General features: G+C 32.5%; 14 protein-coding genes. 8 read left to right on the top strand and 6 right to left on the bottom strand.

Features of this window, described 5'->3' with window-relative positions; genetic code table 11:
* Positions 1-39: 39 nt before the first annotated feature.
* Entirely contained in the window at positions 40-633 is a 594-nt protein-coding gene (locus C8D80_RS12080; RefSeq protein ID WP_133610761.1) for a glutathione peroxidase, read from the top strand.
* Positions 634-794: 161 nt separating this feature from the next.
* Here the strand turns inward: C8D80_RS12080 and C8D80_RS12075 are convergent, their stop codons facing one another.
* Positions 795-1,289 (bottom strand): GNAT family N-acetyltransferase, encoded by a 495-nt coding sequence (locus C8D80_RS12075; protein ID WP_133610759.1) that lies wholly within the window; start codon positions 1,287-1,289, stop codon positions 795-797.
* A gap of 78 nt (positions 1,290-1,367) precedes the next feature.
* Here C8D80_RS12075 and menD point away from each other — a divergent pair, with 78 nt between their 5' ends.
* Positions 1,368-3,020 (top strand): 2-succinyl-5-enolpyruvyl-6-hydroxy-3-cyclohexene-1-carboxylic-acid synthase, encoded by a 1,653-nt coding sequence (menD, locus tag C8D80_RS12070; protein WP_133610757.1) that lies wholly within the window; start codon positions 1,368-1,370, stop codon positions 3,018-3,020.
* A gap of 72 nt (positions 3,021-3,092) precedes the next feature.
* Here menD and C8D80_RS12065 read toward each other — a convergent pair whose 3' ends face one another.
* The 5 genes from C8D80_RS12065 to C8D80_RS12045 form a co-directional block, all read right to left on the bottom strand.
* On the bottom strand, positions 3,093-3,635 hold the full coding sequence (locus tag C8D80_RS12065; protein WP_133610755.1) for a DUF4468 domain-containing protein: 543 nt from the start codon (positions 3,633-3,635) through the stop codon (positions 3,093-3,095).
* Between the two features lie 261 nt (positions 3,636-3,896).
* On the bottom strand, positions 3,897-4,475 hold the full coding sequence (locus C8D80_RS12060; RefSeq protein WP_133610753.1) for a DUF4411 family protein: 579 nt from the start codon (positions 4,473-4,475) through the stop codon (positions 3,897-3,899).
* Complete coding sequence (locus tag C8D80_RS12055; RefSeq protein ID WP_242004840.1) at positions 4,472-5,629, bottom strand: ImmA/IrrE family metallo-endopeptidase; 1,158 nt, start codon at positions 5,627-5,629, stop codon at positions 4,472-4,474. The genes C8D80_RS12060 and C8D80_RS12055 overlap by 4 nt, the downstream gene beginning before the upstream one ends.
* 236 nt (positions 5,630-5,865) lie before the next feature.
* Positions 5,866-6,819: a transketolase family protein gene (locus C8D80_RS12050; RefSeq protein WP_133610751.1), complete on the bottom strand. Its 954-nt coding sequence runs from the start codon at positions 6,817-6,819 to the stop codon at positions 5,866-5,868.
* A gap of 4 nt (positions 6,820-6,823) precedes the next feature.
* Positions 6,824-7,669, bottom strand: coding sequence for a transketolase (locus C8D80_RS12045; protein ID WP_133610749.1), 846 nt, complete (start codon positions 7,667-7,669; stop codon positions 6,824-6,826).
* Between the two features lie 353 nt (positions 7,670-8,022).
* On the opposite strand from C8D80_RS12045, the gene tgt reads away from it, so the two are divergent.
* The 6 genes from tgt (at position 8,023) to C8D80_RS12015 (ending at position 14,342) form a co-directional block, all read left to right on the top strand.
* A complete protein-coding gene (gene tgt / locus C8D80_RS12040; protein WP_133610747.1) occupies positions 8,023-9,153 on the top strand; it encodes a tRNA guanosine(34) transglycosylase Tgt in 1,131 nt (376 codons plus the stop codon).
* Positions 9,154-9,257: 104 nt separating this feature from the next.
* Positions 9,258-10,346: an LptF/LptG family permease gene (locus C8D80_RS12035; RefSeq protein ID WP_133610745.1), complete on the top strand. Its 1,089-nt coding sequence runs from the start codon at positions 9,258-9,260 to the stop codon at positions 10,344-10,346.
* Positions 10,333-11,220 carry a DMT family transporter gene (locus C8D80_RS12030; protein WP_133610743.1) on the top strand — a complete coding sequence of 296 codons (888 nt, stop codon included), beginning with the start codon at positions 10,333-10,335 and terminating at the stop codon, positions 11,218-11,220. The genes C8D80_RS12035 and C8D80_RS12030 overlap by 14 nt, the downstream gene beginning before the upstream one ends.
* Positions 11,221-11,291: 71 nt before the next feature.
* A complete protein-coding gene (locus tag C8D80_RS12025) occupies positions 11,292-12,245 on the top strand; it encodes an acetyl-CoA carboxylase carboxyltransferase subunit alpha (protein ID WP_133610741.1) in 954 nt (317 codons plus the stop codon).
* A gap of 143 nt (positions 12,246-12,388) precedes the next feature.
* Complete coding sequence (gene dnaB, locus C8D80_RS12020; RefSeq protein ID WP_133610739.1) at positions 12,389-13,936, top strand: replicative DNA helicase; 1,548 nt, start codon at positions 12,389-12,391, stop codon at positions 13,934-13,936.
* Between the two features lie 97 nt (positions 13,937-14,033).
* Positions 14,034-14,342: a hypothetical protein gene (locus C8D80_RS12015; RefSeq protein WP_133610737.1), complete on the top strand. Its 309-nt coding sequence runs from the start codon at positions 14,034-14,036 to the stop codon at positions 14,340-14,342.
* Positions 14,343-14,424: the final 82 nt, after the last annotated feature.

The following is a 14,424-nucleotide window of genomic DNA, read 5'->3' as shown; positions in this document are numbered from 1 at the left end:
ATTGCATTTTAAAACCCTAAATTTGAAATAAAAAAAGAGATGAAGAAATTAGTAACCTTGTTTTCAGTAGTAGCTTTGTTTTATAGTTGTCAAAATCAGGCACAAAAAAAGCAAACAGCTACTGCAGCAGCAACTACAACACCTATGGCAAAAGAAACGATTTATCAGTTTAAAGTAGAAGATTTGAGTGGCGATACTTTTGATTTTTCAACCTTAAAAGGGAAGAAAATCTTAGTAGTCAATACCGCTTCAGAATGTGGTTTAACACCGCAATATGAACAATTACAAGCGATTTACGAAAAGTATAAAGACAAAAATTTCGTAATCGTAGGTTTTCCTGCGAATAACTTTGGAGCACAAGAGCCTGGAAGTAATTCAGAAATTGCTACTTTTTGTCAAAAAAACTATGGGGTTTCGTTTCCAATGATGGCTAAAATTTCTGTTAAAGGTGGCGATATGCATCCAGTGTACCAATTCTTAACTCAAAAAGCCAAAAACGGATTAGAAGACAGCGAAGTACAATGGAACTTCCAAAAATACCTAATCAATGAAAACGGTGAATTAGCAAAAGTAGTTTCTCCTAGAGTACTTCCTACTGATGCAGAAATTACCAATTGGATTGAAGGGAAATAGTTTTTTGAAACACATAGTCACTTAGGTATTTATTGTTTGTTTTTTAGTCCGAAGCTTCGGACGTTTCACTTTGCATAGATTACATAGACAAAGCTATGTGTAAATGAAATGCTTAAATAAACCTTTTTTAAAATATTTTCTATGTGTCTATGTGTTTAAAATCATAACATTTTCTGAACAAAAACAGAATGCAACCATCGGTCAAATTTATAACCTGATTCTTTTATAAAGCCAACTTCTTCGAAACCAAATTTCTTATGAAAATCGATGCTGTTAGTGTTTTCTGAATCGATTACACCAATCATAGTATGCAGGTTTTGTTGTTTGGCTCTTTCGATTAATTCAGTAAGCAATAATTTCCCAATGCCTTTTCCAATAGAATTCTTATTCGCATAAACCGAATGTTCTACCGTGAATTTATACGCTTCTCTGAAACGAAATTCACTGTAATAACCGAAGCCTATGACTTGATTATTCATTTCGGCAACGATAACAGGAAAACCTTTCTGAAGTTTGTCTTCAAAAATAGCTTCTTGAGTTGCTAATGTTCGCACGTTGTAATCGTATAAAGCGGTCGAATGCAAAATTGCATCGTTGATGATGTCTAAAATTGCAGGACAATCTGCTATTTGGTAGTCTCTAATTTTTATATCCATTTTGTAAAGAAATTACGTAGTAAAAGTACTAAAAACCTTTTCAACTTCGTAACTTTGTAGTCCAGTTATTTTTTAAAAATGATGTATCCAAAAATTCCTTTAGCGCAAAGCATTATCGAAATTTGCCAACAAAAAGGAGTCCAACATATCGTAATTTCTCCAGGTTCGCGCAATGCTCCTTTGACTATAGGATTTACCAATAATCCCTTTTTCAAATGTTACAGTATTGCTGACGAACGTTGTGCTGCTTTTTTTGCTTTGGGAATTGCAAAACAATTGCAAGAACCAGTTGTCGTTGTATGTACATCAGGTTCAGCCTTGTTGAATTATTACCCTGCGATAGCGGAGGCTTTTTATAGCCAAATTCCATTGGTTGTTATCTCAGCCGATAGACCACAAAATAAGATTGATATTGGCGACGGACAAACCATTCGTCAGGAAAATGTATTTGCGAATCACAGTTTGTACAATGCTAATTTGCAAGAAAATGTATCGACAGAAAACGACAATAACATTCAAATGGCGTTACATGTTGCGGTTAACCAAAAAGGGCCAGTTCATATTAATGCACCTTTTGAAGAACCTTTATATGAAACGGTTTTCGAATTACAAGTGCAACCTGAAATTGTCGATTTTAATACTGAAAGCAAAACTTTCTCTTTAGTAAATTCAACTATTGAAACTTGGAACAAAGCAACTAAGAAATTGGTTTTAGTAGGAGAGTTGTTTCCAAATTCGGTAGAGCAAACCTATTTAGATGTTTTAGCGAATGACCCAAGTGTTGTAGTATTAACCGAAAAAACATCGAACTTACATCACCCAACATTTATAGATCAGATTGATACTTTGATTACACCTTTCACGGATGAAGATTTCAAAGCATTTCAGCCTGAAATTCTTTTAACTTTTGGAGGAATGGTCGTTTCGAAACGTATTAAAGCGTTTTTACGAAAATACAAACCAGCTCATCATTGGCATGTGGACGATTTAAGAGCCTACGATACTTTTGGAGCACTTACTAATCATTTTGAAACTAAAATCAATACATTTTTAAGTCAGTTATTGACTGAAAAAACGATTGAAAGTTTATATCAATCAAGTATTGCAACAATTTGGAAAGATAGAGTAGCGAAACACCAAGAATACACTGCAAAAATACCATTTTCAGACTTTAAAGTGTTTGATTTTATTTGTCAGAATGTTCCAAAAAATAGTCAATTGCAAGTAAGCAATAGTTCGGCGATACGTTATTTACAGTTGTTTGATTTAGATAATACCGTGCAAGTTTTTTGTAATCGTGGTACAAGTGGTATCGATGGTAGTACTTCTACGGCAATTGGAGCTGCTTTAGCGTCTGATTTGCCTACTATGTTGATTACTGGCGATATCAGTTTTTTATACGACAGTAACGCCTTGTGGAACAATTACATCCCAAAAAACTTCAAGATTATTTTGTTGAATAATAGCGGTGGCGGTATTTTTAGAATCCTACCAGGACATCAAGAAACCGAAACGTTTAACACCTATTTTGAAACTTCGCACCAATTAAATGCCTCACATTTAGCTAAAATGTACGGCTTTGATTATTTTGAAGCGAGTGATGAAACAACATTACAACAAGAATATGCTGCATTCCTAAACCAAAACGAAAAACCAAGTATTCTAGAAATTTTCACTCCAGAAAAAGAGAATAATGGAATTTTGTTGGAGTTTTTTAGAAGGTTGAAGTAAAACTTATTTAAGTAAAATAAAAAACGCTGTCAATTTTTTTGACAGCGTTTTTTTAGTGTATCATGTAATCAATTACCAGTCGCTTTTTGCTGCGCTAGATTTAGCCATTTCCTTTTTAATGTCGCTTTTGATGGTTTCAATTGTAGAATTGATTCCGGTATAATAGGCTTTAAGAGTTTCCATTAATTTTGGATTTTCCACTGCTTTTTCGGAAGCCAATTTATCAAACATTTTTTCTACAGTTGTTTCAGCACTCGACTTAACAAAGATATTTTTTATTTCGTATTTGTATTTGCCGTCTTTTGACATAATAGTAATAGTATAAAATAATTTTACTTTTGTCTCGCTTCCGTTTGCCTTAATCGTCATGAAAGAATACTGGGTGTCAGTAACCGACGAAGCTTCCTTATCCTGCTTAATCTTATCCTGTGTTTCTTTATAGATATTTACAAAGAACATTTTGGAGTTGTTAAACAAGTCATCTTTGGTTTTTCCTTCTGCAGATACAACTTCAGAGAAGATAATCTGCCCGTTTTCATTCAATGGGAAATCGAATTTTTCTTGGGCATTCATAGTGAACGTAGTCAATACTAATAATAAAAGGATTTTTTTCATATTTATGGAGCTTGGTTTAATAATGGTTAAGTCGAATACAATGATAATATATTTTTTTTTAAAATAAAAAAACCTTTGAAATAAAATATGTTGTTCAATTTAGCTTGTCATTAATTAATACGAGTAATTTTGAATTATTACAATGTAAAAGACTTCGTAACAGCTTATTTTCTATTAAAGATAAAATTTCTTGTGGAAAATAAACGTGAATTTACCACAAAATTCGCAATCTTGCCAAACGCTTGTTATGCTTAGGTTTTATTACTTAAAATGTAAATCAAAGTCGTCTTGATACAGTTTTATTAACGCAGGCAAATTAATGCAATTAATACTCAATTCACGACACATTGCAGGGATTTTGACAAAGAGTTTGTTGTCGTTACTTTCAGAGGTTTCTTCAGTTACCAAAAAGACATTTTCACCTTGGGCAATTAAATTTAAAGAGAGTAAAACAAGTTTCATATCAGCATCGTTAAGATGTGAATTTTTTAAAGTTTCAAATTCTACTTCCGTTATTTTTTTTGCTTTCATGATAACTGAATTTACAAAAACCGAATTCAATAGATGAAAAAATTTTTTCGTATTAGGAGGAATTGTTAATTCTGTATTATATGGGATTTTTGCTGATTTCTTATAATCTTTGTCATTTAAAAAATCTAATTCTGATATTATAATGCCTTTAGAAATATATGAACATTGCATATATACTTTATCTATTAATATAATTTCTCCAGTTTGAATTTTTTCTTTGATGAAGTTATATAAGATTTTATTTTTATCAAATGGTAAGTAATAACGAACCAACGATAATAGTGAGTTAGTGTCAATTATTACTTTCATTGAATATATTTGTCTAATTTGTCAGCAGTTATATTTAATGTTTTACATACATCAAATTCATTAATTATCCCTTCATAAAACGCTGTCTGAATAGTGGAAATTAATAAAGGTGAATTTATAGGTTTAGGAACGGCACCACCTCTTTGTATGCCATTTTGTTTATCTAATTCTTTTTGTTTCTCAAATTCTTCTTGCTTTAACCTAAATTGTTCGTCAAAATCTGCTTTTACAATATTATAATCTTTAGGTGAAATTTGATTATTTAGTAAAAGTCTTGTAAAAATCGCAATTTGACTTAAATGAGTGTTTTTTGAAATATTTTCAATGATATCAAAATAATAATCATTTGAACTATTTGCCTTATCAAAATTTTGAATTACATTTCCATATTCTCCTGCAATAAAAAAGAAAGCAAAATCATTACACCATTTTTCTATTTTTGACAAATTATGATTTGCTAAATCAGCTAATTCCAAATTATCAACTTCCTCAATATTTAAAAGATAATGACCTAACTCGTGAGCTAAAGTAAATATTTCTCGTCTAAAAGAGTTTTGTTGTCTCTTAAGAACAATTACGTTTGGATTTAGATAAAAACCATCAATGTTTGCCTTTTCTTTCTTATTCCAAGTTTCTATAAATTCAAAAACTAAAATATTTTTTTCAGCAAATTTAGAAATCATTGATTTTAGAAAGTCTCTTTGTTTCTCTTGGAATTCAGGATATAAAATTTCTCGAATTTCAAAAGCAACTATATGAGGATTATCAGTGGTTTTAAAAATAGGTAATGTTCTATCAGTATTTATTTCAGCTAATTTAGAAATAGCTGAAAGAGAAATTTTAAATTCTTCAAACTGATTTACAATTTTTTTTGCGCCAATATTTAATTCTGCATCAAATTTTGATTTTCTAAAGAAAATACTTGCGTCTTTTGAAATTTCTGGTGATTTTGGGTCTAAATAGAAGTGAAGTCCTTTATTAAAAACCTTATCAATACGTTTTAAATGGCTTACTTTTATATTCTCTGAAAGTATTTCTTCTTTTGAAATTGGATTTTTTAAACCATAACTTATTAACACAAGAAGCTCATCTATCGTCATATTAAACAATGATAGAAGATATTTAAGTCTTTTTATGTTTTGTTCTACTTTCAAGAATTCACTATAGATTTATTATTGCAAAACTACAACTTATTTTTCTTGGATACTAACGCTCAGTAAACTTAAGCCTAACTCGTTTATATTCGAAACAAACTTTCGCATATACACCCAAATTTGGTTAGATTGACGCTATTGAGTTGTATCTTTCAAATATAAAAAAATATTTACAAATTCCTCTAACAAAAAAAATCCCCAATTTCTTGAGGATTTCTATATAAATTAAAAGAAAATTACTTTCTTTTGATAACTCTTTCTACAGCTTCCACAATCGCTTGATTGTTTAATTTGTATTTTTCCATTAATTGGTCTGGTGTTCCACTTTCTCCAAAGCTGTCGTTTACTGCTACAAATTCTTGTGGTACTAAATGGTTTTGTACTAACGTTCTAGAAACGCTTTCTCCTAAACCACCAATAATGTTATGCTCTTCCGCTGTAACTACACAACCTGTTTTCTTCACTGATTTTAAAATCGCTTCTTCGTCTAACGGTTTAATCGTGTGAATGTTAATTACTTCTGCAGAAATTCCTTTTGCTTCTAAAGCTTCTGCTGCTACTAATGCTTCCCAAACTAAATGTCCAGTGGCAATAATCGTAACATCAGTTCCTTCGTTTAACATAATGGCTTTTCCAATTACAAAAGGTTCGTCAGCTGGCATAAAGTTAGGCACTACTGGACGACCAAAACGTAAATAAGCAGGACCATGATGATCAGCTAATGCTAAAGTAGCTGCTTTGGTTTGGTTGTAATCACAAGTATTGATAACTGTCATTCCAGGTAACATTTTCATCAAACCGATATCTTCTAAGATTTGGTGTGTTGCTCCGTCTTCTCCAAGCGTTAAACCTGCGTGAGAGGCACAAATTTTTACATTTTTATCTGAATACGCTACGGATTGACGAATTTGGTCATACACTCTTCCTGTTGAAAAGTTAGCGAAAGTTCCTGTAAATGGAATTTTTCCACCGATAGTTAATCCAGCTGCAATTCCAATCATATTTGCTTCTGCAATTCCAATTTGGAAAAAACGCTCTGGGTGATTTTTCTTGAAATCATCAAATTTTAATGATCCAATTAAATCCGCACAAAGTGCTACTACGTTTTCGTTTTTTTGACCTAATTCAGTCATTCCAGCTCCAAATCCCGAACGGGTATCTTTACTGCCTGTGTTGGTATATTTTTTCATAATTTTAGTAGTCTCCTAAAGTTTCAACATTTTGTTCTAACGCTTTTGCTAATTGCTCATCATTTGGCGCTTTTCCGTGCCAAGCGTGCGTGTGCATCATAAAATCTACTCCGTTACCCATTTCAGTATGTAATAAAATACAAACTGGTTTTCCGTTACCTGATTTTGATTTTGCTTCAGCCAAACCAGCTTTGATAGCGTCAATGTTGTTTCCTTCTTTGATTTCTAATACAATCCAATCAAATGCTTCAAACTTCGCTTTTACGCTTCCCATTGCCAAAACTTCGTCTGTAGTTCCGTCAATTTGTTTTCCGTTTAAGTCGATAGTTGCAATTAAATTGTCCACTTTTTTTGCCGAAGCATACATAATAGCTTCCCAGTTTTGTCCTTCTTGTAATTCACCATCACCTAAAAGAGCAAAAACCAAATGGTTATCGTTGTTCAATTTTTTAGCTTGAGCCGCTCCAATTGCAACTGACATTCCTTGTCCTAATGAACCCGAAGCCATTCTAATTCCAGGTAAACCTTCATGAGTTGTTGGGTGACCTTGTAATCTTGAATTTAATTTTCTGAATGTTGCTAATTCCGCTACTGGAAAGTATCCGCTTCTAGCTAAAACACTATAAAAAACTGGAGAAATATGTCCGTTTGATAAGAAGAATAAATCTTCACCAATTCCGTTCATATCAAAACCTTCGTTACGTTTCATAACGTCTTGGTAAAGGGTAACCAAAAACTCAGCACATCCCAAAGAACCTCCTGGGTGACCTGAATTTACGGCATGAACCATACGAAGAATATCTCTTCGAACTTGTGTTGTAAAATCTTGTAGTTGTTGCGTGTTAGACATTATAAAAGATATATATGTGTTAATTGGATGCAAAAGTAATTTTATTTTTTTGGTGGTACAAATCATTTTGTTAGAAGTTATTAAGAATTGATTTGTTATGGGTAAAAGTAATGGAACGCGGATGACGCTGATGCAACGCAACGCTGAAAATTACGGATTTAGTTTTTGAAAATTTAGTTTTTTGCTCGCAAAGCCATAAAGTTTTTTCAAATTAAAAATCAGTTGTAATCCGCGTTTCGCATCAGCGAATCTGTTTCATCCGCGTGCCAATGTATTGTCTTATCATAAATAATTCTAAATTCCAATTTCTAAATTCTAAAATAAATTATCTTTGCCGTTCGTAAAAGCACAATATGAAGTTTGATTTAATTACCAAAGACCCAAAAAGTAAAGCCAGAGCTGGAAAAATAACAACCGATCACGGTGTTATCGAAACCCCGATTTTTATGCCCGTAGGAACCGTGGCTTCTGTAAAAGGAGTACACCAACGCGAGCTAAGAGACGATATTAATCCAGATATTATTTTAGGAAACACTTATCATTTATATTTAAGACCTCAAACTAAAATTTTAGAAGCCGCTGGAGGTTTGCATAAATTCATGAATTGGGATAGAAATATCTTAACCGATTCGGGTGGATATCAAGTATATTCACTTTCATCAAACAGAAAAATTAAAGAAGAAGGTGTAAAATTCAAATCGCATATTGATGGTTCGTATCATTTCTTTTCACCAGAAAATGTGATGGAAATTCAACGTACTATTGGTGCTGATATCATTATGGCTTTCGATGAATGTACACCTTATCCATGCGATTATCGCTATGCAAAACGTTCGATGCACATGACGCACCGTTGGTTGGATAGATGTATCAATCATTTAGAAAAATTACCTTTTAAATACGGTTACGAACAAACGTTTTTTCCAATTGTTCAAGGAAGTACGTATAAAGATTTAAGAGAACAATCGGCAGAATATATTGCAAATGCTGGCGCACAAGGAAATGCTATTGGGGGACTTTCAGTAGGAGAACCAGCAGAAGAAATGTATGCAATGACCGAAATTGTTACAGCAATTCTTCCAGAAGATAAACCAAGATATTTAATGGGTGTGGGAACACCAATCAATATTTTAGAGAATATTGCGTTAGGAATTGATATGTTTGATTGTGTAATGCCAACACGTAACGCTAGAAATGGAATGTTATTCACGGCACACGGAACGATGAATATGAAAAACAAAAAGTGGGAAGCTGATTTTTCGCCAATTGACGAAATGGGACACACTTGGGTTGATACTGAATATTCAAAAGCATATCTTAGACACTTATTTGCAGCAGATGAATTCTTAGGAAAACAAATTGCAACCATACATAATTTAGGTTTTTATATGTGGTTAGTGCGCGAAGCAAGAAGACAAATTATTGCCGGAACATTCAGAGAATGGAAAGATAAAATGGTGATTCAAATGAGTCAACGATTATAATTTGAGAATATAGAACAAAGAATATAGAACAAAGAATACAAAATGAGATATAGATAAAGTAAAATGGTCTATTCTCTTTTTTCTAATCTCTTTTCTCTTGAAATATGAAAATAATAGATAAATACATTTTAAAACGCTATTTGGTCACTTTTTCTGTGATGTTGATTATGTTTATTCCGATTGGAATTACAATTGACGTTTCGGAAAAAGTAAACAAAATGATCGAAAAGAAAATTCCATTAACAGATATTTTAGTCTATTATGGAGATTTTACCGTGTATTTTGCCAATCTATTATTTCCAATATTTTTATTCTTATCTATTATTTGGTTTACATCAAAATTAGCAAACAATACTGAAATTATTGCGATTTTGAGTTCTGGAATTTCTTTTTCAAGATTCCTTAGACCATTTATTTATGGTGCCGTAATTGTGTCCATTTTCGCTTTGTTAATGGGATTCTTTTTAGTGCCAAAAGCTAGTAAAGGATTCAACGATTTTAGATATCAAAACTTAAAAGGTAACTCTCAAACCAGAGAAACATCTGATATTTTTAGACAAATTAAAAAAGAAGGAAATATTGAAGAAAATATTTATGTAAGTAACTATAATTATTTATCTCAAACAGGTTTTAATTTTACTTATGAAAAGTTTCAAGATAATGTATTAATTGAAAAAGTTAATGCAAAAAGAATTCATTACAACGAAGAAACTAAAACATATGCGTTGTATGAATACAATAAAAGAACAATAGGTCAAACTAACGACCAAATTATGTCAATTGAAAAAAATGAAGTTGCTTACAATTTTGAACCAGATGATTTAACTCCAGTTATTTATGTTGCAGAGACAATGACTATTGGAGAATTAAATAAGTTCATAAACAAAGAGAGAGCCAGAGGAAACGGAAATATAAATACGTATTTAGTAGTTTTTTACAAGAAATTTAGTTTACCAATTTCGGCATTTATCTTAACTATTATTGCAGTTGCAGTTTCTTCTATGAAACGAAGAGGAGGAATGGGAATCAATTTAGCTATTGGCATTGTAATTGCATTTGTCTTCATCTTTTTTGATAAAGTATTCGGAACTTTAGCAGAAAAATCAAGTATTCCGCCATTTATTGCAGTGTGGTTGCCTAATTTTGTATTCGGAATTTTAGCCGCTTATTTACTTCGAAATGCAAAACGATAATTTAAAAAGCTATTTACATCTTCATGTAATTGTATTTATTTGGGGATTTACCGCCATTCTCGGAAAACTAATTTCATTAGAAGCCTTAGATTTGGTTTGGTATCGCATGCTTTTTGCTTCGGTGATTATGACTTTTGTAGTGCTTTTTAATAAAGAAAAAATTAAAGTGCCTTTCAATGTTTTGATTGGATTTATTGTTTCCGGAATTATTATTGCTGCACATTGGCTCACGTTTTATCAAGCCATTAAAGTTTCAAATGTTTCGATAACCTTAGCTTGTTTGTCAACTGGCGCTTTTTTCGCTTCTATTTTAGAACCTATTTTTTATAAGCGAAGAGTCATTTGGTACGAATTGCTTTTTGGAATTATTGTTGTTGTAGGATTAGGAATCATTTTTAATGTAGAGACTAAATTTAAGACAGGAATTTATCTTGCCGTAACATCTGCGTTTTTATCGGCACTTTTTTCGGTTATCAACGGAAAATATGCCAAAGAATACGATCCAAATGTTATTTCTCTGTATGAACTATCAAGTGGTGTGTTCTTTTTAAGTATTTATTTGTTTTTTGCAGGAAGTTTTACACCTGCTTTCTTTTCACTTTCTGTAAATGATTTAATTTGGTTATTCTTGTTATCGTCTATTTGTACAGCGTATGCGTTCTCAGCATCGGTAAAAGTGATGAAATTTTTAAGTCCGTTTACCGTAATGTTAACCATTAACTTAGAGCCTATTTATGGAATCATTTTAGCCTTACTGATTTTCAAAGATGGAGAAGAAATGTCGCCTCTGTTTTATGTAGGTGCTTTGATAATTTTAGCCACTGTCATTGCTAACGGAATTGTAAAAAGTTATAAAAAAGTTACAACTAATTAACGATAAGTTTACCAAAGTTAATTGAAAATTTTATCTTTGTCACAACAAACACAAACCCAAATAAACCGATTATGGAATATTTAGATTTTGAATTACCAATTAAAGAGCTTGAAGACCAATTAGATAAATGTCAAATCATTGGTCAAGAATCCGATGTTGATGTGTCTAACACTTGCAAGCAAATTGAGAAGAAATTAGAAGAAACTAAGAAAAAAATATACAAAAATCTTACGGCTTGGCAACGTGTGCAATTATCGCGTCATCCAAATCGTCCTTATACATTAGAACATATTACCAATATTACTAATGGAACGTTTTTAGAACTTTTTGGAGACAGAAATTTCAAAGACGATAAAGCGATGATTGGTGGATTAGGTCAAATCAACGGACAATCGTATATGATTATTGGGCAGCAAAAAGGTATTAATACTAAAATGCGCCAATATAGAAACTTCGGGATGGCCAATCCAGAAGGATATCGTAAAGCATTACGTTTAATGAAAATGGCTGAGAAATTCAACCTTCCAGTTTTAACATTAATCGACACTCCAGGTGCTTATCCAGGTTTAGAAGCAGAAGAAAGAGGGCAAGGAGAAGCTATTGCAAGAAATATTTTCGAAATGGCTCGTTTGAAAACGCCTATTATTTCAATCATTATTGGAGAAGGAGCTTCAGGAGGAGCATTAGGAATTGGAGTAGGAGATAGAGTATACATGTTGGAAAACACTTGGTATTCTGTAATTTCTCCAGAATCTTGTTCGTCTATCTTATGGAGAAGTTGGGAATACAAAGAACAAGCAGCTGAAGCATTGAAATTAACTTCGTTTGATATGAAAAAACAAAAGTTAATTGATGATATTATACCAGAACCGCTTGGTGGTGCTCATTATGACAAAGAAACTACATTTAAAACGGTAGCCGAGTATGTAACTAAAGCTTTTAATGAGTTAAAAGATTTATCAACAAAAGATTTGGTGGCACAACGAATGGATAAATACAGCAAAATGGGTGAATTCAAAGAATAACCACTTATTTTCAATTATAAATTAAAATCCGAAGCCTCAAGTTTCGGATTTTTTTTGGCTTATCAACAATAAATTGGAGTTATTAACAGTTGTGTATTAAGAACTCAAAAGTATATTTTATAAAATTTGGTTACCTTCGCAATATGGAAAATGTCAGAAATATGAACCCGATAAAAGTAGATAAAACTACGATTATCAATTTGGAAAAAGGAAAACTACCTCCTCAAGCGTTAGACCTTGAAGAAGCGGTACTTGGTGCCATGATGATTGATAAAAAAGGGGTAGATGAGGTAATTGATATTTTGCAACCAGATGCCTTTTATAAAGAAGCTCACAAGCACATTTTTGAGGCTATTGTTCAGTTATTCAACGAAACCCAACCGGTTGACTTATTAACCGTTTCGGCACAATTGAAGAAAAACGGTAAATTAGAATTAGCGGGTGGTGATTTTTACTTGATTCAGCTAACCCAAAAGATATCTTCTTCTGCTCATATTGAGTTTCACTCACGTATTATTTTGCAGAAATTCATCCAAAGAAGTTTGATAAAAATTTCAAGCGAAATCATTGAAGAATCCTATGATGATGCTACCGATGTTTTCGATTTATTAGATAAAGCCGAATCAAAATTATACGAAGTTACCCAAGGGAATATTAAACGTAGTTCTGAAACAGCTCAAAGTTTAGTAATTCAGGCTAAAAAACGTATTGAAGAAATCGCTGGAAAAGAAGGTTTGAGTGGAATTGCAACAGGATTCCATAACTTAGATAAATTAACCTCAGGATGGCAACCATCTGATTTAATTATTATTGCGGCTCGTCCGGGTATGGGTAAAACCGCGTTTGTACTTTCGATGGCACGAAACATGGCAGTTGATTATAATCATCCAGTGGCTTTATTCTCTTTGGAGATGTCATCAGTACAGTTGATAACACGTTTGATTTCATCTGAAACGGGTTTGTCTTCTGAAAAACTTCGTACAGGAAAATTAGAAAAACACGAATGGGAGCAACTTTCTATCAAAGTAAAAAACTTAGAAAAAGCACCTTTATATATTGATGATACACCTTCATTGTCCATTTTTGATTTACGTGCGAAAGCGAGACGACTTTCATCACAATATGGAATTAAAATGATTGTTGTGGATTATTTGCAGTTAATGACAGCCGGTGGAAACGGAAAAGGCGGCGGAAATCGTGAGCAAGAAATTTCAACTATTTCCCGAAACTTAAAAGCATTAGCAAAAGAATTAAACGTTCCGGTTATTGCGCTTTCTCAGTTATCGCGTGCGGTTGAAACTCGTGGTTCTAGTAAAAGACCTTTGCTTTCCGACCTTCGTGAATCGGGTGCGATTGAGCAAGATGCGGATATCGTATCATTTATTTATCGTCCAGAATATTATAAAATTGATGAATGGGATGATGAAGAACGCACGCCAACACAAGGTCAGGCCGAATTTATCGTAGCAAAACACAGAAATGGTGGTTTAGATGAAATCCGATTAAAGTTCGTAGGAAACTTAGGAAAGTTCGAAAACTTAGACGATTTTAGTTCGCCATTTGATGAATTGCCTTCTAAAATGAATTTGGATGAAACCAATCCTTTTATTACGCCAAATTTACCAACACCTAACGAAGCATTTGGTAGCACCATGAATTCGTTTGACGATGATTCGGATGTTCCATTTTAAAAAAAATAGATAAAATGTTAAAAACAGGCAATTTGCCTGTTTTTTTTATTAATTTTTTTACTACATTTATAATTCAATTATAAAAAAACCTCAAAATATGTCAGATTTTACAATTACTCTCGATGAAGCCAAAGAATGGGCAACATCATGGAGAACTAATCCTCCAAAAGATTTAGCAAAAGGTCATTTAGTCCCTGGTGGAGCACTAAGAGAATTACTAGCAATAGATGGTGTTGTTGATGTTAGAGCTTATATGGGTGTCGACACAAAAGGAACACAAAAATTAATGTTTGTAGGAGTAGACGCAGATGGTAAAGATTTAATAGATGATAATCACTTAATTTATGATACAACTCAGCCATGTCCGCCATCTTGTGATCCATCTAGTCCATTGAATACACCTTAAAATTTGAAACCTTCAGGTTACTTACATATAACATCAGCAATATTATGCTTACTTTATCTTATAGGCTTTTTCAGAAACGGGA

It is taken from the genome of Flavobacterium cheniae (assembly GCF_004363695.1).
Taxonomy (GTDB): Bacteria; Bacteroidota; Bacteroidia; order Flavobacteriales; family Flavobacteriaceae; genus Flavobacterium; species Flavobacterium cheniae.
The sequence above is the reverse complement of the archived record's forward strand: the minus strand, read 5'-3'. Positions and strand labels throughout refer to the sequence as shown.

Bases quoted from the DNA above. Each gene is read 5' to 3' on its own strand.
- C8D80_RS12050 (WP_133610751.1), bottom strand. From the start codon at position 6,819: ATGAAAAAATATACCAACACAGGCAGTAAAGATACCCGTTCGGGATTT.
- menD (WP_133610757.1), top strand. From the start codon at position 1,368: ATGATGTATCCAAAAATTCCTTTAGCGCAAAGCATTATCGAAATTTGC.
- C8D80_RS12065 (WP_133610755.1), bottom strand. From the start codon at position 3,635: ATGAAAAAAATCCTTTTATTATTAGTATTGACTACGTTCACTATGAAT.
- C8D80_RS12075 (WP_133610759.1), bottom strand. From the start codon at position 1,289: ATGGATATAAAAATTAGAGACTACCAAATAGCAGATTGTCCTGCAATT.
- tgt (WP_133610747.1), top strand. From the start codon at position 8,023: ATGAAGTTTGATTTAATTACCAAAGACCCAAAAAGTAAAGCCAGAGCT.
- C8D80_RS12030 (WP_133610743.1), top strand. From the start codon at position 10,333: ATGCAAAACGATAATTTAAAAAGCTATTTACATCTTCATGTAATTGTA.
- C8D80_RS12045 (WP_133610749.1), bottom strand. From the start codon at position 7,669: ATGTCTAACACGCAACAACTACAAGATTTTACAACACAAGTTCGAAGA.
- C8D80_RS12080 (WP_133610761.1), top strand. From the start codon at position 40: ATGAAGAAATTAGTAACCTTGTTTTCAGTAGTAGCTTTGTTTTATAGT.
- C8D80_RS12025 (WP_133610741.1), top strand. From the start codon at position 11,292: ATGGAATATTTAGATTTTGAATTACCAATTAAAGAGCTTGAAGACCAA.
- dnaB (WP_133610739.1), top strand. From the start codon at position 12,389: ATGGAAAATGTCAGAAATATGAACCCGATAAAAGTAGATAAAACTACG.
- C8D80_RS12035 (WP_133610745.1), top strand. From the start codon at position 9,258: ATGAAAATAATAGATAAATACATTTTAAAACGCTATTTGGTCACTTTT.
- C8D80_RS12060 (WP_133610753.1), bottom strand. From the start codon at position 4,475: ATGAAAGTAATAATTGACACTAACTCACTATTATCGTTGGTTCGTTAT.
- C8D80_RS12015 (WP_133610737.1), top strand. From the start codon at position 14,034: ATGTCAGATTTTACAATTACTCTCGATGAAGCCAAAGAATGGGCAACA.